Here is a 22,847-nt window from a genome sequence, read left to right on the forward strand (position 1 = left end):
TTACGCCGGCGGATTCACCTCTCCGCCGGCGCGGCCGAGATCGCGCTCACGCAAGTAAATATAGAACCCGGCGCCGATGATGATGGCGGCGCCGACGATGGTGGCGATTTCGGGCACGTCGCCGAACACGACGAAGCCGAAGATCACCGCCCAGACGATCATCGAATATTGATAGGGCACGACGACGCTGGCCGGCGCCAGCTTGAGCGAGCGGTTGACGCAGAACAGCGCGGTGACCGAGACGCATCCCGCCAGCGCGAAGATCACGAGGCTGCCCGGTGTCGGCGGCACCCAGTGGAACGCCGACAGCACCGCACCCAGCAAGAACGTGCCGACGAATTGCGACGACGCCATCACGATGTCGGGCGTCTTGCGCAGGCTGCGCGTGATCAGCATCAGCGTTGCAAAGGAAAGACTGCCACCCAACGCAATCAGCGCCGGCAGGCTCACCGTCTGTGCCGATGGCCGCAGCGCGATCAGCACGCCGCAGAAGCCGATCAGGATCGCCGTCCAGCGCCGCCAGCCGACCTTCTCGCCGAGAAAGATCGCCGACATCGCGGTGACGAAAATGGGCCCGGCGAGATAATAGGTGATGACGTCGGCGAGCGGCAGGTAGACCGTCGCAAGGAAGAAGGCCGCCACTTCCAGCGTCGACAACACGACGCGAAAGAGCTGGAGGCCCGGCCGCTCCAGATGCAGGAACTGGTGACGCTGCCGCCAGACCAGCGGCGACAGCAGCAGCAGCGCCGCGCAGGCGCGCAGGAACAGCAGCTGCCCCACCGAATAAGTCCCGACCAGGAACTTGCCCATGGCATCGCCGAACGAGAACATGAAGATCGACAGCACCATGAGCGCAATCCCGGCGAGGCGCGCCGAGCGTTCGTCATAGGCCGAGAGATTCTTGAAGAGGGGCATTGCTGTCGTTCGTGGAAACTCGTCATTGCGAGGAGCTCTTGCGACGAAGCAATCCAGACCGTTGCTGCGGAGACAGTCTGGATTGCTTCGCTTCGCTCGCAATGACGAGCGGAGAGAGCGTCGAAACGGCGACCGGAGTCGCTTGCAGTCGTTTTAATGACGTGAGCGCCCGCGACAAGCCCACGCCAGCCGAATTGAACGGATTGTCGCACTCTCCGCATCGCGGTAGCGATGGGCGACACCGAACGAAAGAGCCAGGAAAGAGCTTAGCCATGACCGACTTCGACCCGGCCCGGCATCGCATGATCCCCGCGCAACGCTGGTTTGAGGATTTCGTGGTCGGCGAGCGCTTCGTGCTGCCGAGCCGCACGCAGACGACGGCCGTGTTCGCGGCATTCCAGACCGCGAGCGGCGATACCCATCCGGTGCATTACGACGTGGAGTATTGCCGCAGCCGCGGCATGCCGCATCTGCTCGCCCACGGTTTCCAGACGCTGATCCACACCGCACCCGGCGCGGGCCTGTTTCCGTTCATGGTCGAGGACTCCCTGGTCGGCTTCCTCGAGCAATCCAGCCGGTTCCTCAAACCGGTGTTCGCCGACGACACAATCTATCCCGCGCTCGAGGTCATCGAGCTGGTGCCGGGACGCTCGACCGGCGCGGTGACGCTCAAAAGCACCGTGTTCAACCAGCGCAAGGAGCTGGTGCTGGAGGGCACGCAGAAATTCCTGATCCGGCGCCGGCCCAACTAACGTCGTCCCGGGGTTAAGCACGCCCCAAAATCGCGGAAATTCGGCCGATTTGCGGGTCTATCCGGGTTGCCGCGCGGGACCGGCTGGCCTACCTATGGCCCATGAAATTCCTAGACGAAGCAAAGGTCTATATCCGCTCCGGCGACGGCGGAAACGGCTGCGTGGCTTTCCGCCGCGAAAAATTCATTGAATTCGGCGGCCCCTCCGGAGGCAATGGCGGCCGCGGCGGCAATGTCATCATCGAGGTCGCCGACGGGCTGAACACGCTGATCGACTATCGCTACCAGCAGCACTTCAAGGCCCAGAAGGGCGAGAACGGCTCAGGCTCGGACCGCCACGGCGCCAACGGCAAGTCGATCGTGCTGAAGGTCCCGATCGGCACGCAGATCTTCGACGAAGATCGCGAGACCATGATCCACGACTTCACCACGGTGGGCGAAAAATTCGTGCTGGCCGAAGGCGGCAATGGCGGCTTCGGCAACGCCCATTTCAAGACCTCGACCAACCGCGCGCCGCGCAATGCCAATCCCGGCCAGCCCGGCGAGGAGCGCTGGATCTGGCTGCGGCTGAAGCTGATCGCGGATGCCGGCCTCGTCGGCCTGCCCAATGCCGGCAAGTCCACCTTCCTCACCAAGGTCAGCGCGGCCAAGCCGAAGATCGCCGACTATCCCTTCACCACGCTGCATCCGCAGCTCGGTGTCGTGAATGCCGACGGCCGCGAATTCGTGCTGGCCGACATCCCCGGCCTGATCGAAGGCGCGCATGAAGGCGTCGGTCTCGGCGACCGCTTCCTCGCCCATGTCGAGCGCTGCCGCGTGCTGCTGCATCTCATCGATGCGACCTGCGAGCACGCCGGCAAGGCCTACAAGACGGTGCGAACGGAGCTGGACGCCTATGCCGGGCAGCTCACCGACAAGATCGAGATCGTCGCGCTGAACAAGATCGACGCGGTCGAGCCTGACGAGTTGAAGAAGCAGAAGGAGCGGCTGAAGCGCGCCGCCAAGAAGACGCCGCTGCTGCTCTCCGCCGTCACCGGCGACGGCGTGCAGGAAGCGCTGCGTGCTCTTGCGGATGTGATCGGCGAGAGCCCGGTCTCCGCCAAGGCCAAGAGCGCGGCCGAAGCGGAGCCGTGGTCGGTTTGACTTTTCGTCGTCCCGGCGAAGGCCGGCACGACACTGGAATGTACGGCCGCAGACGCGTGCATCGCTGATAGCTTGTCTTCGCGCCCTCGATAGCGCAGCATCCCGCAATCAAGACACGGCAGGGATCACGCATGGCGCGCGCGAAGAACGTTCTCTGGATCATGTGCGACCAGCTTCGCTATGACTATCTCGGCTGCACCGGCCATCCCACGCTGAAAACGCCGAACATTGACGCCATGGCGAAGCGCGGCGTGCTGTTCAGCAAGGCCTATGTGCAGTCGCCGATCTGCGGTCCCTCGCGGATGTCGTTCTACACCGGGCGCTACATGCGCTCGCACGGCTCGCACTGGAACGGCTGGCCCTTGCGCGTCGGCGAGCCCACCCTCGGCGATCACCTCAACAAGCTCGGCGTGCGCAACGTGCTGGTCGGCAAGACCCACATGGCGCCCGATCTCGAAGGCATGAAGGCGCTCGGCATCCCGCCGGAATCGATGATCGGCGTGCACGTCGCCGAATGCGGGTTCGAGCCCTATGAGCGCGACGATGGCCTGCATCCCACGGGGCGGCCGCGTCCGAAATACGACGAATATCTGCGCCGGCAGGGGTTTGATGCGCCCAATCCCTGGGAGCATTGGGCCAATTCAGGTGCGGCCGAGGACGGCTCCCTGCAAAACGGCTGGCTGCTCGTGCATGCCGACAAGGCCGCGCGCGTGCCGGACGAGCATTCCGAGACGCCCTATATGACCCGACGCGCGATGAACTTCATCAGCGAGGCCGAGACCGACGGCAGGCCCTGGTGCCTGCATCTGTCCTACATCAAGCCGCACTGGCCCTACATCGCGCCCGAACCCTACGCCAGGATGTATTCGACGTCAGACATGATCCCGGTCATCCGCTCCGAGCGCGAACGGCAAAATCCGCATCCGGTGTTCGGCGCCTATATGGACATGCGCTACTCCCGCAACATGGCGCGCGACGAGGCCCGCGAGAAGGTGATCCCGACCTATATGGGCCTGATCACCCAGATCGACGACCAGATGGGCGTGCTGATGAAGTTTCTGGAGGCGCGCGATCTGCTGGACACCACCATGATCGTGTTCACCTCCGATCACGGCGACTATCTCGGCGATCACTGGATGGGCGAGAAGGATCTGTTCCACGAGCAGTCGGCGAAGATCCCGCTCATCATCATCGATCCCTCGAAGGAGGCCGATGCGACGCGCGGCACGCGCAACGATGCGCTGGTCGAAGCCATCGATCTCGCGCCGACCTTCGTCGACTATTTCGGCGGCAAGGTGCCGGGCCATATCCTCGAAGGGCGCTCGTTGCTGCCGCTGCTGCGCGGCGAGAGCCCGCCGGATTGGCGCAAGGTGGCGTTCTCCGAATACGACTATGTCATGCAGGACGTGCGGCTGAAGCTGAACCAGCCGATCGAGCGCTGCCGCCTGTTCATGGTGTTCGACGGCCGCTGGAAATACATCCACGCCTCGGGCTTCAGGCCGATGCTGTATGACCTCGAAAGCGATCCGGAAGAGTTTCTGGATCGCGGCGACGACCCTGAGTGCGCCGGCATCATCGCGCGACTGCAGGCCGAATTGTTCGACTGGGCGCTGCATCCCAACGACCACATCACGACCTCGCGCGAGAAGATCGCCGCCTATGCCGACAACCAGCTCCAGGTGAAGGGCGGCATCCTGATCGGCATCTGGGATGAAGCGGAGCTGGCGTCGATCAAGGACGGCATCGCGCAGCGCGCGAAGCTTTAAGTTGCTCTCCGCAAGTCTGCAACAGCGATACAATCGAACATTCATCCACGCCGTCATTGCGAGCGCAGCGAAGCAATCCAGATTTTTTCGCGGAGAGATTCTGGATTGCTTCGTCGCAAGAGCTCCTCGCAATGACGGAGGAGAGACTCAATTCTCGATCTTGTAGCCCGTCGCCTTGACGATCGGCTGCCAAAACGCCGTGTTGGCGGCGAGCTCCTTCGTCAGACCTTCCGAGCTGCTGCCGACCGGGATCAGCCCGATCGCGGTGAGTTTCTCCTTCACCTCGGGCTTGGCGAGCGCGGCGCTTGCGGCCGCGCCGAGCTTGCTTGCGAATTCCGGCGAGCTGCCGGCGGGAAGCCACATGCCGTACCAAGCGTCCGCGACGAGATCGATGCCGCTCTCCTTCAAGGTCGGCACCTCCAAAGCAAAAGGTGAACGTTCGGCGCTCGCGACCGCAATGATCTTCACGCCCTTGGCACGATGCTGCGGCAGCGCGTCCGCCAATGTGACGATGCCGAACGAGATGTGACCGCCGATGATGTCGTTGAGGATGGGCGCGCTGCCGCGATAGGGCACGCGCGTCATGGCAATGCCGAGATCCTTCTCGAGCTTGGAGCCCATGAAATGCGGGATGGTGCCGTTGCTCGGCACGCCGAACGACGCCCTGTCCGGATGCGCCTTCAGCCAGGCGACGAACCCCTTGAAATCCGCGGCATCGATCGTCGGATTGATGACGACGGCGAACTCAAACCGCGCCAGCAGCGAGACCGGGACGAAATCCTTTGCGGTGTCGAAGCTCGGGGCCGTCTCCACCATCGGCAGCAGGTACATCGTGGGCCCGGTCGTCACCAGCACCATGCTTCCGTCCGGGCTTCCCCCCTTCACCGCCTTGATGCCGATCAGGCCGTCACCGCCGGTGCGGTTCTCGACCACCATGGTCCGCTGCAGCGCCGGCGCCATCTCCTGCGCGATCAGCCGGCACAGCGTATCGCCGCCCGCTCCCGCCGCGAACGGGAAGATCATTTTCGTCAGCCCGGCCTGAGCTTGGGACCCGCCCGCTTGCGCCAACAACGGCAACCCGAGGCATCCGGCGATGAAGTTGCGGCGATCCATTGGTTTCCTCTTTGAGCCTATTATGGTTGGCGACAGTTAGAGCCAGACGGGCGCTCCGGACAAGCGCCGTTTACCGGGCCTGCCGCCTTGCGCCGGCCATCGTCCTGCTGCAAAAGCGGGCCTTACCGGCGCCGCTCTCCAGCACATACACGCACCACATACACACATGGCCAGTCCCGAACTCAGTCAATTCCGCCGCATCGTCGTCAAGGTCGGCTCCGCGTTGCTGGTCGATTCCGACAAGGGCGAGGTGCGGGCGTCCTGGCTTGCCGCGCTCGCCGACGACATGGCCAAGTTGCATCGCGAGGGACGTGACGTTCTCGTCGTCTCCTCCGGCTCGATCGCGCTCGGCCGCAGCCGCCTGAAACTGCCGCGCGGCCCGCTGAAGCTGGAGGAGAGCCAGGCGGCCGCTGCCGTCGGTCAGATCGCGCTCGCCCGCATCTGGTCGGAGGTGCTTGGCGCCCACGGCATCGGCGCTGGCCAGATCCTGGTGACGCTGCAGGACACCGAGGAGCGCCGCCGCTATCTCAACGCACGCTCCACCATCGGCAAGCTGCTGGAGTGGCGCGCGATCCCCGTGATCAACGAGAACGACACGGTCGCCACCAACGAGATCCGCTACGGCGACAATGACCGCCTCGCCGCGCGCGTCGCCACCATGGCGAGCGCCGACCTGCTGGTGCTGCTGTCCGACATCGACGGGCTCTACGACGCCCCGCCGAAGAACAACCCGAACGCCAAGCTCATTCCCGTCGTCGACAGCATCTCCTCCGAGATCGAGGCCGTCGCAGGCGACGCCGAGTCCGAGCTGTCGCGCGGCGGCATGCGCACCAAGGTCGAAGCCGCAAAAATCGCGACCACCGGCGGCACGCATATGCTGATCGCCTCGGGCAAGATCGAGCATCCGCTTCAGGCGGTCGCCGACGGCGGCCGCTGCACCTGGTTCCTGACGCCGGCCAATCCCATCACCTCGCGAAAACGCTGGATCGCAGGCTCGCTGGAGCCGAAAGGCACGCTGACCATCGACGCCGGCGCGGTCGCGGCGCTGCGCGCGGGCGCCAGCCTGCTGCCGGCCGGAGTCGTCAAGGTCGAGGGCCAGTTCGCCCGCGGCGACGCCGTGATCGTGCGCGGCCCCGACACCAGCGAGGTCGGCCGCGGCCTGATCGCCTATGACGCCGACGATGCCGAGCGGATCAAGGGCCGCTCTTCCCCGGATGTCATGGCCATCCTCGGCATCAGCGGGAGGTCCGAGATGATCCACCGCGATGATCTGGTGATGGGCGGGTAACGCTCGGCAGGCACCCAAACCGTCATGCCCGGGCTTGTCCCGGGCATCCACGTTCTTTCTTGCTGGCGGCAAGGCGTGGATGGCCGGGACAAGCCCGGCCATGACGTCGGAGCTGGGCCAGTGGCCGAGGTGGCACAACACCGGGAGACCAGCCATACCCTGCCGACCCTTCGCAAAAGCGGGATTTCCGTGCTAGGACACTGCCTTAGCAGAAGGTTGAAACTCCCATGGCTGCCCCCCTCAAAGCCGTCGACGGCAATGCCGATCTTCAGGCGCTGATGACCGATCTCGGTACCCGTGCCCGCGCTGCCGCGCGCGTGCTGGCGCTGGCGCCGCCGGAGCAGAAGAACCGGGCGCTCGAGGCCATGGCGCGGGCGATCCGCAACAATGCAGCCGCGATCCTTGCCGCCAATGCCGAGGACGTCACCGAGGCCCGCGCCTCAGGCAACGCCACCTCGTCCTTCATCGACCGCCTGACGCTGACGCCGGCGCGGGTCGAGGGCATGGCCGAGGGCATCGGCATCGTGCGCGGCATTGCCGATCCGGTCGGCATCGTCACCGAGAGCTGGCAACGGCCGAACGGCATGACCATCGAGCGCGTGCGCGTGCCGCTCGGCGTCGTCGGCGTGATCTTCGAGAGCCGGCCCAACGTTGCGGCGGATGCCGGCGTTCTGTGCCTGAAGTCGGGCAATGCCGTGATCCTGCGCGGCGGCTCCGACAGTTTCCGCTCCTGCCGCGCGATCCATCAATGCTTGGTGCAGGGCCTGCGCGAAGCGGGCCTGCCCGAGGCTGCAATCACGCTGGTACCGACGCGCGACCGCGCGGCGGTCGGCATGATGTTGTCGGGATTGAACGGCGCCGTCGACGTGATCGTGCCGCGCGGAGGCAAGAGCCTCGTCGCGCGCGTCGAGCAGGAAGCGCGCGTGCCGGTGTTCGCGCATCTCGAAGGCGTCAATCACGTCTATATCGACGGCAGCGCCGACCTCGCCATGGCGAAGTCGATCGTGCTCAACGCCAAGATGCGCCGCACCGGCGTCTGCGGCGCCGCCGAGACGCTGCTGGTCGATCGCGCCGCTGCCGGTAAAAACCTCAAGCCGCTGGTCGAGATGCTGATCGAGGCCGGCTGCGAAGTGCGCGGCGACGATGCCGTGCAAAAGACCGATGCGCGCGTCAAGCCCGCGAGCGCGGACGATTGGGACACTGAATATCTCGACGCGATCATCGCAGCGAAGGTGGTGGACGGCGTCGACGGCGCGATCGCGCATATCCAGAACCACGGCTCGCATCATACCGATGCGATCGTGAGCGCCGATGAGACCGCCGCGAAGAAATTCCTGAGCGAGGTCGATTCCGCGATCGTGCTGCACAACGCCTCGACGCAGTTCGCCGACGGCGGCGAGTTCGGCTTCGGCGCCGAGATCGGCATCGCCACCGGCAGATTCCATGCCCGCGGCCCGGTTGGCGCCGAGCAGCTGACGAGCTTCAAATATCGCGTTCACGGCACCGGGCAGACGCGGCCGTAGACGACGCAGGGCGCGGGGCATTGAGCAACAATTTCGTCGCGCCACGTTTCTTCGCGCAGGCCATACCGACCCACACTTCGGGCATGCGCATCGGCCTGCTCGGCGGCTCGTTCAATCCGCCGCACCAGGCCCATCGCGCGATCAGCCAGTTCGCGCTGAAACGCCTGCAGCTCGATCGGGTGTGGTGGCTGGTGACGCCAGGCAATCCGCTGAAGGAGAACGGCGCGCTGCACGAGCTCGGCGAGCGCATGCAGGCGGCGCGCGAAATGGCCGACGATCCCAGGCTCGAGGTGAGCTGTCTCGAATCCGTCATTCGCACGCGCTATACCATCGATACGATCAACACCTTGCGCCGCCGCCTCTCGGGCTTGCGCTTTGTCTGGATCATGGGCGCCGACAACCTCGCTCAATTCCATCGTTGGCAGCACTGGCGGCGGATCGCCGATCAGGTGCCGATCGCGGTCATCGACCGCCCGCCACAGAGTTTTCGCGCCCTCGCCTCTCCCGCCGCCCAGGCGCTCAGGCGCTACCGTTTGCCGGAGAATGAGGCGCCATTGCTTGCGGATCGGGCCGCCCCGGCCTGGGTGTTCCTGACCGGCATGAAGCTGAATCTCTCCTCGACCGGCTTACGGAACCCGGACGGAAGCTGGAAAGGTACGAAGTGAGTCAGATTGTGCGAGCGCCATGCGGCCTTCGGGCTCTCTGGCATATTGAAACCCTTAACCCCACATGATGTAGTGTAACCAGTGAGCGCCGGATTCGGCGTTCGCGATACAGTGAAAGGAATGGTCCCTGACCACATCTGTATTGTCCAAGACAGCCTCACCCAAGACGGCTTCACCGAAGTCTGTTTTACCCAAGGTTGCCAAGCCGACGCGTAAAACATCGACCAAAGCTGCGGCCTTGAAGGCGCAACCCGACGCCGACAAGACGCTGAGCCTGATCCTCTCCCGCCTCGACGACATGAAGGCGGAAGAGACGGTCACCATCGACCTTCGCGGCAAATCGGCCTACTCCGACTACATGATCGTCACCACCGGCCGGGCCAACCGGCACGTCGGCGCGATCGCGGAGAACGTCGCCAAAGGCCTCAAGGAAAACGGCATCAAGAACATCCACGTCGAGGGCTTGCCCAATTGCGACTGGGTGCTGATCGATTCCGGCGATGTGATCGTGCACGTGTTCAGACCCGAGGTCCGCGAGTTCTACAGTCTCGAGAGATTGTACACGCAGGGTCCAGGGGCGGCGAAGGCGATCTGAGAGAGGCTGCTGGCCGATTTCGAATCGGCTGACGCGCATGCTAGCGTCGTGCGCGCGCATATTGCGCGCGGTCCAGAAAACGCGACCCTGAACATATCATGCGCATAGCCGTCATTGCGGTGGGCCGGCTGAAGCAGGGCCCCGAACGGGAGCTTGCCGAGCGCTATTTCGAGCGGTTCGACGAGGCCGGCCGCAAGCTCGGATTCCGTGAGCTCGCCATCCACGAATTGCCCGAAAGCCGCGCGCGCGATACCGCGACGCGGATGGCCGAAGAGGCCGCGGCGATCTCCGCCCATATCCCAGAAAAATCGGTCCTGGTGGCGCTGGACGAGCGCGGCCAGAATCTGGATTCGACCGTATTCGCACGGCATCTCGGGCGCTGGCGCGACGAGGGTGCCGGTCATACTATCTTCATGATCGGAGGGGCGGACGGACTTTCGCCCGAATTGCGCCGTAAGGCCAAGCTCGCGATCGCGTTCGGCTCTGCGACCTGGCCGCATCAAATGGTCCGCGTCATGCTTCTGGAACAGCTTTATCGGGCCGCCACCATTCTGGCCGGCCACCCCTATCACCGCGCGTGATCCGCGCCACAACGAGCACCTTTGCCTAAAGCGATGCGAGCGCCAATTCTCAACCAGCTGCTGATCGCCGGCGTTATGGGCTCAAGTATTTTGGGCGCAAGCCTCGCGCAAGCTCAGACGCCTGCACCGCAGACTGCGGCCGTCGCGCCCGATGCGATCAAGCAGCGCGAGCAGGAGCTCGAGGCCGCGCGCGCCAGCAAGAAGAGCGCGGAGGAAGCGCAGGCCAAGCTCAAGGCCGAGATCACCTCGCTCGGCCAGGACCGCACCCAGCTCAATCAACAATTGATCGACACCGCCGCCAATGTGCGCACCGTGGAGACCAAGATCGACGAGGCCGAAGCGCGGCTGCGATCGCTGAACGGCCGCGAGCAGGCGATGCGCAGCTCGCTCGATTTACGCCGCGCCGACATCGTCGAGGTGCTGGCGGCCTTGCAGCGCGCCGGAAGGCGGACGCCGCCGGCGCTGCTGGTGCGGCCCGAGGATGCGCTCCAATCGCTGCGCACGGCGATGCTGCTCGGTGCCGTGGTGCCGGAATTGCGCGGCCGTGCCGAGAAGATCGCAAGCGAGCTCGGCGAGCTCGTGGCCTTGCGCAAGACCATCGCGACCGAGCGCGACCAGCTTGCCTCCGACCGCGACAAGGTGCGCAACGACCAGACCCGGCTCGCGGCTCTGGTCGACGAGCGGCAGCGCCAGCAGGCGTCGCGCGAAAAGGACCTCGACGCCGAGAATGCGCGCGCCGTCGCGCTCTCGAGACAGGTCGGCGATCTCCAGGGGCTGATCGCCAAGATGGAGCAGGATCTGCAAAGTGCCGCCAAGGCAGCCGAGAAGGCGGCCGAGGCCGCCAGGCAGGCCGAGGCCAAGGCGGCTGCAAACGCGGCCGCCAGCGCCAAGACCGGCCCGGGCGCTTTCAAGGATCGTTCCCGGACCACCCCTGCGATGGCCTTCGCCGCGGCCAAGGGCCTCCTGCCTCTTCCGGTTAACGGTAACAAGATCAGGGATTTCGGCGGTTCGGACGGGCTCGGCGGGGTCCAGAAGGGCATTTCGCTGGCGACCAGGCCCGGGTCCCAGGTCACGACGCCGTGTGATGGCTGGGTAGTCTATGCCGGCCCGTTCCGCAGCTATGGACAACTCTTGATCCTCAATGCCGGGGGCGGGTATCATGTGCTGATCGCCGGGATGGAGCGCATTTCGGTCAACATCGGTCAGTTTGTGCTCACGGGGGAGCCTGTCGCGACCATGGGGTCGACTTCTCAAGTCGCCTCCATTCTCGCCACGAACGCGAGTCAACCTGTGCTCTATGTCGAGTTCCGCAAAGACGGCACTCCAATCGATCCAGGCCCATGGTGGGCCGCAAATGAAGGCGAGAAGGTTCGCGGATGATGCGCAAGACTTCAGTTATCCTCCTCAGCGCGGCCACCGGTGCGGCGCTGACGCTGTTCGTGACGCAACCGCGCGCAGTCTTCATGGGCTCCAGCGCGCGAGCCGCAACCGCTGACACCTATCGCCAGCTCAATTTGTTCGGCGACGTCTTCGAGCGCGTGCGCTCGGACTATGTCGAGAAGCCCGACGATACCAAGCTGATCGAATCCGCGATCAGCGGCATGCTCACCGGTCTCGATCCGCATTCGAGCTACATGGACGCCAAGAGCTTCCGCGACATGCAGGTGCAGACCCGCGGTGAGTTCGGCGGCCTCGGCATCGAAGTCACGATGGAAGACGGCCTGATCAAGGTGGTCTCGCCGATCGACGACACCCCGGCCTCGCGCGCCGGCGTCATGGCCAACGACATCATCACCAATCTCGACGACGAGGCGGTGCAGGGCCTGACCCTGAACCAGGCGGTCGAGAAGATGCGCGGCCCCGTCAACACCAAGATCAAGCTCAAGATCATCCGCAAGGGCCAGGACAATCCGATCGACGTCACGCTGGTGCGCGACAACATCCGCGTCCGCTCGGTGCGCGCCCGCGTCGAGGCCGACGACATCGCCTATATCCGCATCACCACCTTCAACGAGCAGACCACCGAAGGGCTGAAGCGCGAGGTCGCCAACCTCTCGAATCAGATCGGCGACAAGCTGAAGGGCTACGTCATCGACCTCCGCAACAACCCGGGCGGCCTGCTCGAGGAAGCGGTCACCGTCTCCGACTCCTTCCTGGAGAAGGGCGAGATCGTCTCGACCCGCGGCCGCAATGCCGAGGAGACCCAGCGCCGGACCGCGCATACGGGCGACCTCACCAAGGGCAAGCCGGTCATCGTGCTGGTCAATGGCGGCTCGGCTTCGGCGTCGGAGATCGTCGCCGGTGCGCTGCAGGACCACAAGCGCGCGACCATCGTCGGCACGCGCTCGTTCGGCAAGGGCTCGGTGCAGACCATCATTCCGCTCGGAAGCGGCAACGGCGCGCTGCGTCTGACCACGGCGCGCTACTACACGCCGTCGGGCAAGTCGATCCAGGCCAAGGGCATCGTGCCCGACATCGAAGTGCTGCAGGACGTGCCGGACGAGCTGAAGTCGCGCACCGACACCAAGGGCGAAGCTTCGCTGCGCGGCCATCTCAAGAACGACGGCGACGAGAAGACCGGCTCGCAGTCCTACGTTCCGCCGGACGCCAAGGACGACAAGGCGCTCAAGCTCGCCGACGATCTGCTCCACGGCATCAAGAACAGCGCCTCCGCGGCTCCCACGCCGGGCGGCGACAAGGCCACCGCCGACAAGCCCAAAGCGGCGAACTAAGTCGGCGCATCGCGATCTGACGAAAGGGCGGCTCCCGGAGCCGCCCTTTTTGCTTGGAACTCCTGCTATCCCCGGCCTATCCCGGCCTGCCGCCGCTTGACCTCGGCGTGGTATCGTCGTCTCGAGTGATTCGGGATCGCGCATGACTGAAACGGCCGATGATCTGAGCGCCCCGCTCGGACGGGACAAGCCGCGCCGGAAACGCCGGCTGCGGCTGCCGTTCACGGCCATGCAGCTGCTCGTTGTCCTGCTCGGCCTGTTCCTGGTCAGCTTTGCCGGCTTCGCCATCTTCAACAAGGATCCGCTCGGCGGCGAGCCGATGACGCGGCTCGCGATCCGCGAGCCCAGTGCCGCAGACAAGGCCGGCGACGACAAGCCGGCCGCTTCCGGCCACGGCCAGGACAGCAAGCAGGAAAGCAAGCAAGAGACCAAGGACGCACCGAAGCAGGCGGGCGAGCAGAAGACCGTCACCATGATCGACGGTTCCACCGGCACGCGCCACGACGTGGTGATCGGTGGCGATCCCGCCGGCAAGAGCGAGGCAGCCTCGGCCTCCGCACCGCCGCCCGTCATGGCCGGGATCGACCCAAAGCTCCTCGAGAAATCGCGCTACGGCATGATCCCCGCGATGTCCGGCGACCTCAAGCCGTTCAACGTCTATGCGGCGGATGCCGACCGCGCCAAGGCCGCCAAGATGCCGGTGGTCGCGATCCTGATCGGCGGCCTCGGCGTCGGCGCCGCCAAGACCACCGATGCCATCATGCGGTTGCCAGCGGCGGTGACGCTGGCCTTCACGCCTTATGGCTCCGATCCAGGAAAACTCGCCGAGCGCGCCCGCGCCCAGCGCCACGAGATCTTCCTCCAGATCCCGATGGAGCCCTATGACTTCCCCGACAACGATCCGGGGCCGCAGACGCTGCTGACGTCGCTCAGTGCCGACCAGAACATGGACCGGCTGTACTGGCATCTGAGCCGGATGCAGGGCTATGCCGGCCTCACCAATTTCATGGGCGCGCGCTTCATCGCCACGGAGCCGGCGATGCAGCCGATCATCCGCGAGGCGGCCAAGCGCGGCCTCGGCTTCTTCGACGACGGCTCCTCGCCGCGCAGCATCGCGCCCCAGGCCGCCGGCAGCCTGGCGATGCCGTTCGGCAAGGGCGATATCGCGATCGACGCGGTGCCGACCCCGGCCGAGATCGATCGCGCCCTGACCAAGCTCGAAGCGGCGGCGCGCGAGCGCGGCGTGGCCGTGGGCACCGCCTCCGCCCTCCCGGTCTCGATCGAGCGCATCGGCGCCTGGACCAAGACATTGGGCGACCGAGGTATCCTTTTGGTGCCATTGACAACCGCGATGCTGAAATCAAAATCCAGCTAAATCAACGGATTGGTACGGCACAGGCCCGCGGGGCCTGCTTCAGCCTTACCGACAGCATGCGAGAGGTCTGGCGGAATGGCGCGTTACGAGGATCTGCCCTACCGGACCTGCGTCGGCGTGATGTTGCTCAACAAGGACGGACTGGTGTTCATCGGCCGGCGTGCCGGCGGCATCGAGCATGTCGACGACACCCATGTCTGGCAAATGCCGCAGGGCGGCGTCGATCCCGGCGAGGACAATTGGGAGGCCGCCAAGCGCGAGCTCTATGAGGAGACCAGCGTGCGTTCGGTCGAGCGGCTCGGTGAGGTTCCGGACTGGCTCACTTACGACATTCCCCGCACGGTCGCCGGGCGTACCTGGAAGGGCCGCTACCGCGGTCAGCGCCAGAAATGGTTCGCGGTCCGCTTCACCGGCAAGGACAGCGAGATCAACGTCGAAAAGCCCGGCGGCGGCCACAAGGCCGAGTTCGTGAGCTGGCGCTGGGAGCCGATGAGGAACCTGACTGGGCTGATCGTCCCGTTCAAGCGCCCGGTCTACGAGCGCGTGGTGAAGGAATTTTCCCCGCTGGCGCAGGATTAAGTTCAAGTCGCCGTTCCAGCTTGATGCTAATGCATCGCCTGAAATGACGACGAGAGATCCACGCGTGAGCACTGAAAAACCCTACCGTCCCAATGTCGGAATCGCGCTGTTCAATGCCGATGGCCGCGTGCTGATCGGGCACCGCTTCAAGGGCGACGGACCCGAGATCATCCTGCCGGGCCTCGACTGGCAGATGCCGCAGGGCGGCGTCGATGAGGGCGAGGATTTGCGCGACGCCGCGCTGCGCGAGCTCTGGGAAGAGACCAGCGTCAAGAGCGCAATTTATCTCGGCGAGACCGACTGGCTGACTTACGAATTCCCGCCCTATGACGGGCCGCAGACGCATCGGCTGGCGAAATTCCGCGGCCAGCGCCAAAAATGGTTCGCGCTGCGCTTCACCGGCCAAGATGACGAGATCGATCCGCTGACGCCGCGCAACGGACAGCCCGCCGAGTTCGACGCCTGGCGCTGGGAGCGGCTCGACCGCGTCCCCGATGTCGTGGTGCCGTTCCGCCGTCACGTCTACAGCGCCGTGGCGCAGCAGTTTGCGCCGTTCGCGAACTAGAAACGCCAAAACAACCCCATGCACAGTAGAACGGGGTTGAAATCATTAGAGAACTTTCGCCGGAAATTTGCGCGAGCCTAATTGATCGGTCCCACCGTGAAGGGGCCGACCGCGATGACGTGGCAGTCGCTGTCGCGCTTGGCGCAGTCGGCGAGCGCGGAATTGACGGCGGACTGCTCGTCGGCGGCCCTCACACCGAGGCCTGGCCGGCCCGCGGTGCCGACCGCGACGGCGTTCCAGCCCATGCCATCTCCGAGCTTGCGCACCACCTCGTCGCGCGCGTCTGCGACGATCGAGGCACTCGACGTCGCGTGGAAGAAGCCGGTGATCCGGAGCAGGGTCGGGATCGGCACGACGAAATTCTCGTCGACCGCGACAACCAGGCAGGCGACGCCGGCGATCGCGCCGCACGATTCCAGCGAACGCCGCGCGGCATCGTCGGCGGATGATGCGCCCATCACCATGAAATATTGACCGCCCGGTCCGAGCGCGACCGCGCGGGATTTTGCCGCGGGCACGAACATGTTCTCGAGCCGGACCTTGGCGGGATCGCGCACCATCGGAAACTCTTTCGAGGCAAAGGCGCGCTCGGTCATGGCATCATGCCGGACGAACGGCTGCGGCGGCATCGGCGGCTTGCCGTGTGTGTAGACGACGTTGTTGCCGACCGCATAGAGCTCGCAGCGCCGCGGCGACTGCGCGGCATCGGCGCGCTTCTGACACTGATCGAGTGCGGCGTTGCGCGCCGCTTCCTCGTTCGGCTGATTCAACGACGCGCCGGTGAACCCGCCGACATTGAGCGCGAACGCCTTGTAGTCGCCGGCAGCGGAATAGTCGCCAGCCAGGTAGTTGCGGATGCGCTCGTTGATGAAGGGGACGCTGTCGGCGGGAAACTTGCCGCCCATCGGCGAAGCCGATGGTGCCGGCATGGGCATCGGCGCTTTGGCGGCCATGGTGGATGACGGGCTTGGCGCTGTTGGTGCGGGGCTTGATGCAGGGCTTGATGCAGGGCTTGATGCAGGGCTTGGCACGGTCGCTGCGATCGCCGGCGCCCTCGTGGTCTCGAGCTTGGTGAAATAGAGGAAGCCGCCGACGCCGATGGCGACGATGGAGACGACACCGACCACCAGCGGCCACATCCAGTTCGGCGCGGGCGCAGCCTTCGCCACCTTCTTGATCTGCGGCGTTGCGTAGCTGCCGTCTCCGCGCCGCATCGCCACCATGTAGGCGTGCACCGGCGTCGGGATGTTCTTGACCTCCTGCGCGCCGATATCGGCGAACTGCACCGACAGCTTGTTGGCGACCTGCTCGTGCACCGCGCGGGAGACGCAGATGCCGCCGACCTCGGCGAGGCCCTCGAGCCGGGCGGCGATATTGACGCCGTCACCGAGCAGATCGCCGTCGCGCTCGACCACGTCGCCGATGGTGATGCCGATGCGGAACGACATCTGCCGGCTTGGCGGATAGGCCATGTTGCGGGTTCGCAGGGATTCCTGGATATCGATCGCGCAGCGCACCGCATCGACTGCGCTTGGAAATTCCGCGAGCACGGCGTCGCCCGCGGTGTTGAAGATGCGCCCGCCCGCCCTGGCGATGAAATCGTCGACGACCTCGCGATAGGAGGCGAGACGCCGCAGCGTCTCCTCTTCGTCTTCCGCGACCAGTCGCGAGTAGCCGGCAATATCGGCCGCGAAAATCGCTGCGATCTTGCGTTTCATCTGCGGCCGGCCCCCGGAACAAAGTTCGCGGGCACAGAATGGCGCTATCGGCGGCGCCGTGCAACAAAGTTTCAGCGCCCGCCACTTCCGTGACGAGCGCTGAACTTATTCAGGAATTTTTAGCTTGAGCCCCGGCGCGGTGCACCGGGGCTTAGTGCATCGCCGTGCTGCTGAGCTGCTGCTGGATGCTCTTGAAGTGGTCGAGCCGCGCGATGGCTTGATCGAGCTCGTTGCCTTCGTGCTCCTTCAATCCCTCTTCCATCTCCGAGACGGTCGCGGCGAACTGGGCGCGGTCGAGCTCGGCCAGCGAGGTCGCGACGTCGGCGAGCACGGTCAGGCCCTTGTCGGAAACTTCGGCGATGCCGCCGAGCACGATGATCTTCTCGTGCTTGCCGCCGGTGGTCACGGTGAGAATGCCGGGCCGGATCGCGGCCACGACCGGCGCATGTCCCGCCAGCACGCCGAAGTCACCCTCGACGCCGGGGATATCGACCTGATCGACTTCGCCCGAGAAGGCGAGCTTTTCCGGCGAGACGAGATCGAAGTGGAAGGTGGCCATTGGAAACCTGCGAATGGTGAGTAGCGAATTGCGAATGGGGCGGGAGCAGCGCGATTGTTCGCTACTCCCTGCTCGCCCTTCGCAGCTTAGGCCGCCTCGGCCGCCAGCTTCTTGCCCTTCTCGATCGCCTCTTCGATGGTGCCGACCATGTAGAAGGCGGCTTCCGGCAGGTGGTCATACTTGCCTTCGCAGAGGCCGCGGAAACCCTTGATGGTGTCCGCGAGGTCGACGAACTTGCCGGGCGAGCCGGTGAAGATTTCGGCGACGTGGAACGGCTGCGACAGGAAGCGCTCGATCTTGCGGGCGCGAGCCACCGTCAGCTTGTCCTCTTCCGAAAGCTCGTCCATGCCGAGAATGGCGATGATGTCCTGCAGCGACTTGTAGCGCTGCAGCACCTGCTGGACCTGACGCGCGGTGTCGTAATGCTCCTGGCCGACGACGAGCGGCGAGAGCATGCGCGAGGTCGAGTCGAGCGGGTCCACCGCCGGGTAGATGCCCTTTTCCGAGATCGCGCGGTTCAACACCGTGGTGGCGTCCAAATGCGCGAACGAGGTCGCGGGCGCCGGGTCGGTCAAGTCGTCGGCCGGAACGTAAATGGCCTGCACCGAGGTGATCGAACCCTTCTGCGTGGTGGTGATGCGCTCCTGCAGCGCGCCCATGTCGGTGGCGAGCGTCGGTTGATAACCCACGGCGCTCGGGATACGACCGAGCAGCGCCGACACTTCAGAACCGGCCTGGGTGAAGCGGAAGATGTTGTCGACGAAGAACAGCACGTCCTGACCCTGGTCACGGAAGTGCTCGGCGACGGTCAGACCGGTGAGGCCGACGCGGGCGCGGGCGCCGGGCGGCTCGTTCATCTGACCAAACACCAGCGCGCACTTCGACTTGACGCTCGGATCCGGATTGTGCGGATCGGCGTTGACCTTGGACTCGATGAACTCGTGATAGAGGTCGTTGCCCTCGCGGGTACGCTCGCCGACGCCGGCGAACACGGAATAACCACCGTGCGCCTTCGCGACGTTGTTGATCAGCTCCTGGATCAGCACGGTCTTGCCGACGCCGGCGCCGCCGAACAGGCCGATCTTGCCGCCCTTGGCGTAGGGCGCGAGCAAGTCGACGACCTTGATGCCGGTGACGAGAATTTCAGCTTCGGTCGACTGGTCGGTGTAGCTCGGCGCTTCCTGGTGGATGGCGCGCTTGCCTTCGGACTGGATCGGGCCGGCTTCGTCGATCGGCTCGCCGATCACGTTCATGATGCGCCCGAGCGTGCCCGCGCCGACCGGAACCGAGATCGGCTGACCGGTGTCGGTCACTTCCTGGCCGCGGACCAGACCTTCGGTCACGTCCATCGCGATCGTGCGCACGGTGGACTCACCGAGATGCTGCGCAACTTCCAGCACGAGGCGGATGTTGCCGTTCTTGGTTTCCAACGAATTCAGAATGGCCGGCAGATGGCCTTCGAACTGAACGTCGACGACGGCGCCCATGACCTGGGTGACACGACCGACCTGGGTAGCTGCTGTAGCCATGAAGCTCTCCTTCGAAATTCTTTACTTGAACGACCGTCGTTTGGTTCGTGCGTCAGACCGCCTCGGCGCCGGAGATGATCTCGATCAGCTCCTTGGTGATCTGGGCTTGACGGGTTCGGTTGTAGATCTGGGTTTGCTTGCGGATCATTTCGCCGGCATTGCGGGTGGCGTTGTCCATCGAGCTCATCTGGGCGCCGTAGAACGAGGCGTTGTTTTCCAGCAGCGCGCGGAAGATCTGCACCGCGATGTTCCGCGGCAACAGGCCGGAGAGGAGTTCGTCTTCCTCCGGCTCGTAGTCGTAAGACGTCGACGGCGCGTTCGCCGCCTTTTCTTCCACGGTCAGCGGAATGATCTGCTGCGCGGTCGGGACCTGGGCGATCACCGACTTGAACTGCGCGTAGAACAGCGTGCAGACGTCGAATTCGCCGTTGTCGAAGCGGGCCAGAACCTTCTTTGCGATGTCCTCGGCGTTGACGAAGCCGAGCTGACGAACGCCGCGCAGGTCGAGATGCTCGACGATCTGCTTGTCGTACAGGCGGCGGAGCTGCTCGTAGCCCTTGCGGCCGACGCAGAAGAATTTGACTTCCTTGCCCTGCGCCATCAGCGCCTGGGCGCGCTCGCGCGCGAGGCGCACGATCGAGGAGTTGAAGGCGCCGGACAGGCCGCGCTCGCCGGTGCAGACCAGCAGCAGGTGAACCTGGTCCTTGCCGGTGCCGGCCAGCAGCACCGGCGCGCCGGGCGAACCGGCGGCAGCGCTGGCGATGTTGGAGATCACCGCGCTCATCTTGTCGGCATAGGGCCGCGCCGCCTCGGCCGCTTGCTGGGCGCGGCGCAATCGGGACGCCGCGACCATCTGCATGGCCTTGGTGATCTTCTGCGTCGCCTTGGTGGAGGCGATGCGGACGCGCATGTCTTTAAGTGACGCCATTCTTCGTACACCCCGGCGGTTCGATCGCTTGGATCAAGCCGCTAGCCTATCCCAGTCGTCATGCCCGGGCGTGTCCCGGGCATCCACGTCTTCGTTTCCATGCAGTGAGGCACGGAAGGCCGGGACATGAAGCCCGGCCTTGCGACCGTTCTCTTATGCGAAGCTCTTGGCGAAACCTTCGACCACCGACTTCAGCTTGGCGGCACTGTCGTCGGAGAGATCGCGGCTGTCGCGGATCGCGTTGAGGATATCGACGTTCTTGCCGCGCAGCAGCGACAACAGACCGTCCTCGAACGCGCGCACCTTGTTGACCGGAAGCGGATCGAGATAGCCGTTGGTGCCGGCCCAGATCACGCAGACCTGCTCTTCCATCTTCAGCGGCGCGAATTGCGGCTGCTTCAGGAGCTCGGTGAGACGCGAGCCGCGGTTGAGCAGACGCTGGGTCGAGGCGTCGAGGTCGGAGCCGAACTGCGCGAACGCCGCCATTTCGCGGTACTGCGCCAGCTCGCCCTTGATCTTGCCGGCGACCTTCTTGGTGGCCTTGGTCTGCGCCGAGGAGCCGACGCGCGACACCGACAGACCGACGTTCACCGCGGGGCGGATGCCCTGGAAGAACAGGTCGGTTTCGAGGAAGATCTGGCCGTCGGTGATCGAGATGACGTTGGTCGGAATGTAGGCCGACACGTCGTTGGCCTGGGTTTCGATGACCGGCAGCGCCGTCAGCGAGCCCGAGCCCTGGTCCTTGTTCAGCTTCGCCGCACGTTCGAGCAGGCGGGAATGCAGATAGAACACGTCGCCCGGATAGGCTTCGCGGCCCGGCGGGCGGCGCAGCAGGAGCGACATCTGGCGGTAGGCGACGGCCTGCTTGGACAAATCGTCATAGATGATGACGGCGTGCATGCCGTTGTCGCGGAAGTACTCGCCCATGGTGCAGCCGGTGAACGGCGCGATGTACTGCATCGGCGCCGGATCGGACGCGGTGGCGGCGACGATGATCGAATATTCGAGCGCGCCCTGCTCTTCCAGCACCTTCACGAACTGGGCAACGGTCGAGCGCTTCTGGCCGATCGCGACGTAGACGCAATACAGCTTGATGTTCTCGTCCGGCTGCGCGTTGAGCGGCTTCTGGTTGAGGATGGTGTCGAGCGCGATCGCGGTCTTGCCGGTCTGACGGTCACCGATGATCAGCTCGCGCTGGCCGCGGCCGATCGGGATCAGGGCGTCGATCGCCTTGAGGCCGGTCGCCATCGGCTCGTTCACCGATTTGCGCGGAATGATGCCGGGCGCCTTGACGTCGACGCGCATGCGCTTGTCGGCCTGGATCGGGCCCTTGCCGTCGATGGGATTGCCGAGCGCGTCGACGACGCGGCCGAGCAGGCCCTTGCCGACCGGCGCGTCCACGATGGCGCGGGTGCGCTTGACGGTCTGACCTTCCTTGATCTCGCGGTCGGCGCCGAAAATGACGATACCGACGTTGTCGGTTTCGAGGTTCAGCGCCATGCCGCGGGTGCCGTTCTCGAACTCGACCATTTCACCGGCCTGGACGTTATCCAGACCGTAAACGCGGGCGATACCGTCGCCGACGGACAGCACCTGTCCGACTTCGGAGACTTCAGCTTCCTGGCCGAAATTCTTGATCTGGTCCTTGAGGATCGCGGAAATTTCCGCGGCGCGGATGTCCATCAGCCTGCCTCTTTCATCGCGTGCTTGATCGAATTGAGTTTGGTGCGAAGCGAGCTATCGATCATCCGGCTGCCAAGCTTGACCACGAGGCCACCGATGATCGAGGGATCGACCTTCACGTTGAGCGCGACGTCCTTGCCGGTCACCGACTTCAGGGCAACCTTGAGGGCGTCGAGATTCTTGTCCGAGAGCGCCTCCGCCACGGTGACGTCGGCCGTCGCCTCGCCCTTGAACCTGGCGACCAGGGCGCGATAGGCGCGGATGACGTCAGCCACCGCGAACAGGCGGCGGTTGGCGGTCAGCACTTTCAGGAAATTGGCGGAGATACCGGCGATGCCCGCCTTGTCCAACACGGCCGAGAGGGCCCTGGACTGGGCATCGGCCGCGAAAACCGGGCTGCGGACGAGGCGCTTCAGATCGGCGCTTTCGTTCAGCATGCCCTCGAATTTCTCGAGATCGGCTTTGACCTCGTCGACCACTTTCTGGTCGCGGGCCAGTTCAAACAAGGCCGTTGCATAACGGCCCGACACACCGGAAACGGACGTATCTTCTGCAGCCACAGACGTGCTCTTTTTGCTGTCAAACTCGCAAGGGAAAAACCGTCGCCACAAAGCGGCGCCTAGCGATCCAAGCCCTTGGAATTCAAGCGGGACTTCGATTTTCGACCCCGCACGGAAGTGCCGGGCTCGTTAAAATCGCGGCTTTGCTAACATAGCAGGCGCGCACGTGCAACATGACGCCAAATTAAAGGCATGACGTTCTGTCGCCAGTTCGTCGCAGTCCACGACGACGCGATGACGACCTGCCACGCCGCGGAATTGCCACAGCGCTTAAGCCCG

Annotated in this window: 21 protein-coding genes; 13 read left to right on the forward strand and 8 right to left on the reverse strand. The window is 64.9% G+C overall.

Annotated features, from left to right (window positions below; all coding sequences use genetic code 11):
* Positions 1–915 carry a DMT family transporter gene (locus AC0L3J_RS26345; RefSeq protein WP_473348817.1) on the reverse strand — a complete coding sequence of 305 codons (915 nt, stop codon included), beginning with the start codon at positions 913–915 and terminating at the stop codon, positions 1–3.
* Positions 916–1,187: 272 nt separating this feature from the next.
* Between AC0L3J_RS26345 and AC0L3J_RS26350 the strand changes: the two genes are divergently transcribed.
* The 3 genes from AC0L3J_RS26350 (at position 1,188) to AC0L3J_RS26360 (ending at position 4,575) form a co-directional block, all read left to right on the forward strand.
* The gene (locus AC0L3J_RS26350; RefSeq protein WP_275174164.1) at positions 1,188–1,667 is read left to right on the forward strand and encodes a MaoC family dehydratase; all 480 of its coding nucleotides are present in this window, start codon (positions 1,188–1,190) and stop codon (positions 1,665–1,667) included.
* A 101-nt stretch (positions 1,668–1,768) separates the two neighbouring features.
* Positions 1,769–2,809, forward strand: coding sequence for a GTPase ObgE (obgE, locus tag AC0L3J_RS26355; RefSeq protein WP_473348818.1), 1,041 nt, complete (start codon positions 1,769–1,771; stop codon positions 2,807–2,809).
* A gap of 131 nt (positions 2,810–2,940) precedes the next feature.
* On the forward strand, positions 2,941–4,575 hold the full coding sequence (locus AC0L3J_RS26360; RefSeq protein ID WP_473348819.1) for an alkaline phosphatase family protein: 1,635 nt from the start codon (positions 2,941–2,943) through the stop codon (positions 4,573–4,575).
* A 147-nt stretch (positions 4,576–4,722) separates the two neighbouring features.
* On the opposite strand, the gene AC0L3J_RS26365 is transcribed toward AC0L3J_RS26360, so the two are convergent.
* On the reverse strand, positions 4,723–5,688 hold the full coding sequence (locus AC0L3J_RS26365) for a Bug family tripartite tricarboxylate transporter substrate binding protein (protein WP_473348820.1): 966 nt from the start codon (positions 5,686–5,688) through the stop codon (positions 4,723–4,725).
* A gap of 166 nt (positions 5,689–5,854) precedes the next feature.
* On the opposite strand from AC0L3J_RS26365, the gene proB reads away from it, so the two are divergent.
* From proB to AC0L3J_RS26415, 10 genes are all read left to right on the forward strand, one after another.
* Positions 5,855–6,976 (forward strand): glutamate 5-kinase, encoded by a 1,122-nt coding sequence (proB, locus tag AC0L3J_RS26370; RefSeq protein WP_247284906.1) that lies wholly within the window; start codon positions 5,855–5,857, stop codon positions 6,974–6,976.
* Positions 6,977–7,203: 227 nt separating this feature from the next.
* Positions 7,204–8,499, forward strand: a complete 1,296-nt coding sequence (locus AC0L3J_RS26375) for a glutamate-5-semialdehyde dehydrogenase (protein ID WP_473348821.1) — start codon at positions 7,204–7,206, stop codon at positions 8,497–8,499.
* Between the two features lie 20 nt (positions 8,500–8,519).
* Complete coding sequence (locus AC0L3J_RS26380) at positions 8,520–9,164, forward strand: nicotinate-nucleotide adenylyltransferase (RefSeq protein WP_473348823.1); 645 nt, start codon at positions 8,520–8,522, stop codon at positions 9,162–9,164.
* A 238-nt stretch (positions 9,165–9,402) separates the two neighbouring features.
* Entirely contained in the window at positions 9,403–9,759 is a 357-nt protein-coding gene (gene rsfS, locus AC0L3J_RS26385; RefSeq protein ID WP_007604366.1) for a ribosome silencing factor, read from the forward strand.
* A 98-nt stretch (positions 9,760–9,857) separates the two neighbouring features.
* Positions 9,858–10,340 (forward strand): 23S rRNA (pseudouridine(1915)-N(3))-methyltransferase RlmH, encoded by a 483-nt coding sequence (rlmH, locus tag AC0L3J_RS26390; protein WP_085348681.1) that lies wholly within the window; start codon positions 9,858–9,860, stop codon positions 10,338–10,340.
* A 33-nt stretch (positions 10,341–10,373) separates the two neighbouring features.
* Positions 10,374–11,720: a murein hydrolase activator EnvC family protein gene (locus AC0L3J_RS26395; RefSeq protein WP_456766772.1), complete on the forward strand. Its 1,347-nt coding sequence runs from the start codon at positions 10,374–10,376 to the stop codon at positions 11,718–11,720.
* The gene (locus tag AC0L3J_RS26400; RefSeq protein ID WP_473293630.1) at positions 11,717–13,072 is read left to right on the forward strand and encodes a S41 family peptidase; all 1,356 of its coding nucleotides are present in this window, start codon (positions 11,717–11,719) and stop codon (positions 13,070–13,072) included. Before AC0L3J_RS26395 ends, AC0L3J_RS26400 begins: the two co-directional genes overlap by 4 nt.
* 142 nt (positions 13,073–13,214) lie before the next feature.
* Complete coding sequence (locus AC0L3J_RS26405) at positions 13,215–14,447, forward strand: divergent polysaccharide deacetylase family protein (protein WP_473348824.1); 1,233 nt, start codon at positions 13,215–13,217, stop codon at positions 14,445–14,447.
* 75 nt (positions 14,448–14,522) lie between these two features.
* Positions 14,523–15,026 (forward strand): RNA pyrophosphohydrolase, encoded by a 504-nt coding sequence (locus AC0L3J_RS26410; protein WP_027566418.1) that lies wholly within the window; start codon positions 14,523–14,525, stop codon positions 15,024–15,026.
* Positions 15,027–15,090: 64 nt separating this feature from the next.
* The gene (locus tag AC0L3J_RS26415) at positions 15,091–15,591 is read left to right on the forward strand and encodes an RNA pyrophosphohydrolase (protein ID WP_473348825.1); all 501 of its coding nucleotides are present in this window, start codon (positions 15,091–15,093) and stop codon (positions 15,589–15,591) included.
* A gap of 77 nt (positions 15,592–15,668) precedes the next feature.
* Here AC0L3J_RS26415 and AC0L3J_RS26420 read toward each other — a convergent pair whose 3' ends face one another.
* The 6 genes from AC0L3J_RS26420 to AC0L3J_RS26445 form a co-directional block, all read right to left on the reverse strand.
* Positions 15,669–17,309: an adenylate/guanylate cyclase domain-containing protein gene (locus tag AC0L3J_RS26420; RefSeq protein ID WP_473348826.1), complete on the reverse strand. Its 1,641-nt coding sequence runs from the start codon at positions 17,307–17,309 to the stop codon at positions 15,669–15,671.
* A gap of 151 nt (positions 17,310–17,460) precedes the next feature.
* The gene (locus AC0L3J_RS26425; protein ID WP_473348827.1) at positions 17,461–17,868 is read right to left on the reverse strand and encodes a F0F1 ATP synthase subunit epsilon; all 408 of its coding nucleotides are present in this window, start codon (positions 17,866–17,868) and stop codon (positions 17,461–17,463) included.
* A gap of 86 nt (positions 17,869–17,954) precedes the next feature.
* Positions 17,955–19,397, reverse strand: coding sequence for a F0F1 ATP synthase subunit beta (gene atpD / locus AC0L3J_RS26430; protein ID WP_007604346.1), 1,443 nt, complete (start codon positions 19,395–19,397; stop codon positions 17,955–17,957).
* A 52-nt stretch (positions 19,398–19,449) separates the two neighbouring features.
* Positions 19,450–20,325, reverse strand: a complete 876-nt coding sequence (locus AC0L3J_RS26435) for a F0F1 ATP synthase subunit gamma (protein WP_027566413.1) — start codon at positions 20,323–20,325, stop codon at positions 19,450–19,452.
* A 153-nt stretch (positions 20,326–20,478) separates the two neighbouring features.
* A complete protein-coding gene (atpA, locus tag AC0L3J_RS26440; RefSeq protein ID WP_007598893.1) occupies positions 20,479–22,008 on the reverse strand; it encodes a F0F1 ATP synthase subunit alpha in 1,530 nt (509 codons plus the stop codon).
* On the reverse strand, positions 22,008–22,568 hold the full coding sequence (locus AC0L3J_RS26445; protein ID WP_007604340.1) for a F0F1 ATP synthase subunit delta: 561 nt from the start codon (positions 22,566–22,568) through the stop codon (positions 22,008–22,010). The genes atpA and AC0L3J_RS26445 overlap by 1 nt, the downstream gene beginning before the upstream one ends.
* Between the last annotated feature and the right edge of the window lie 279 nt (positions 22,569–22,847).

The organism is Bradyrhizobium sp. Kon37 (assembly GCF_055807535.1).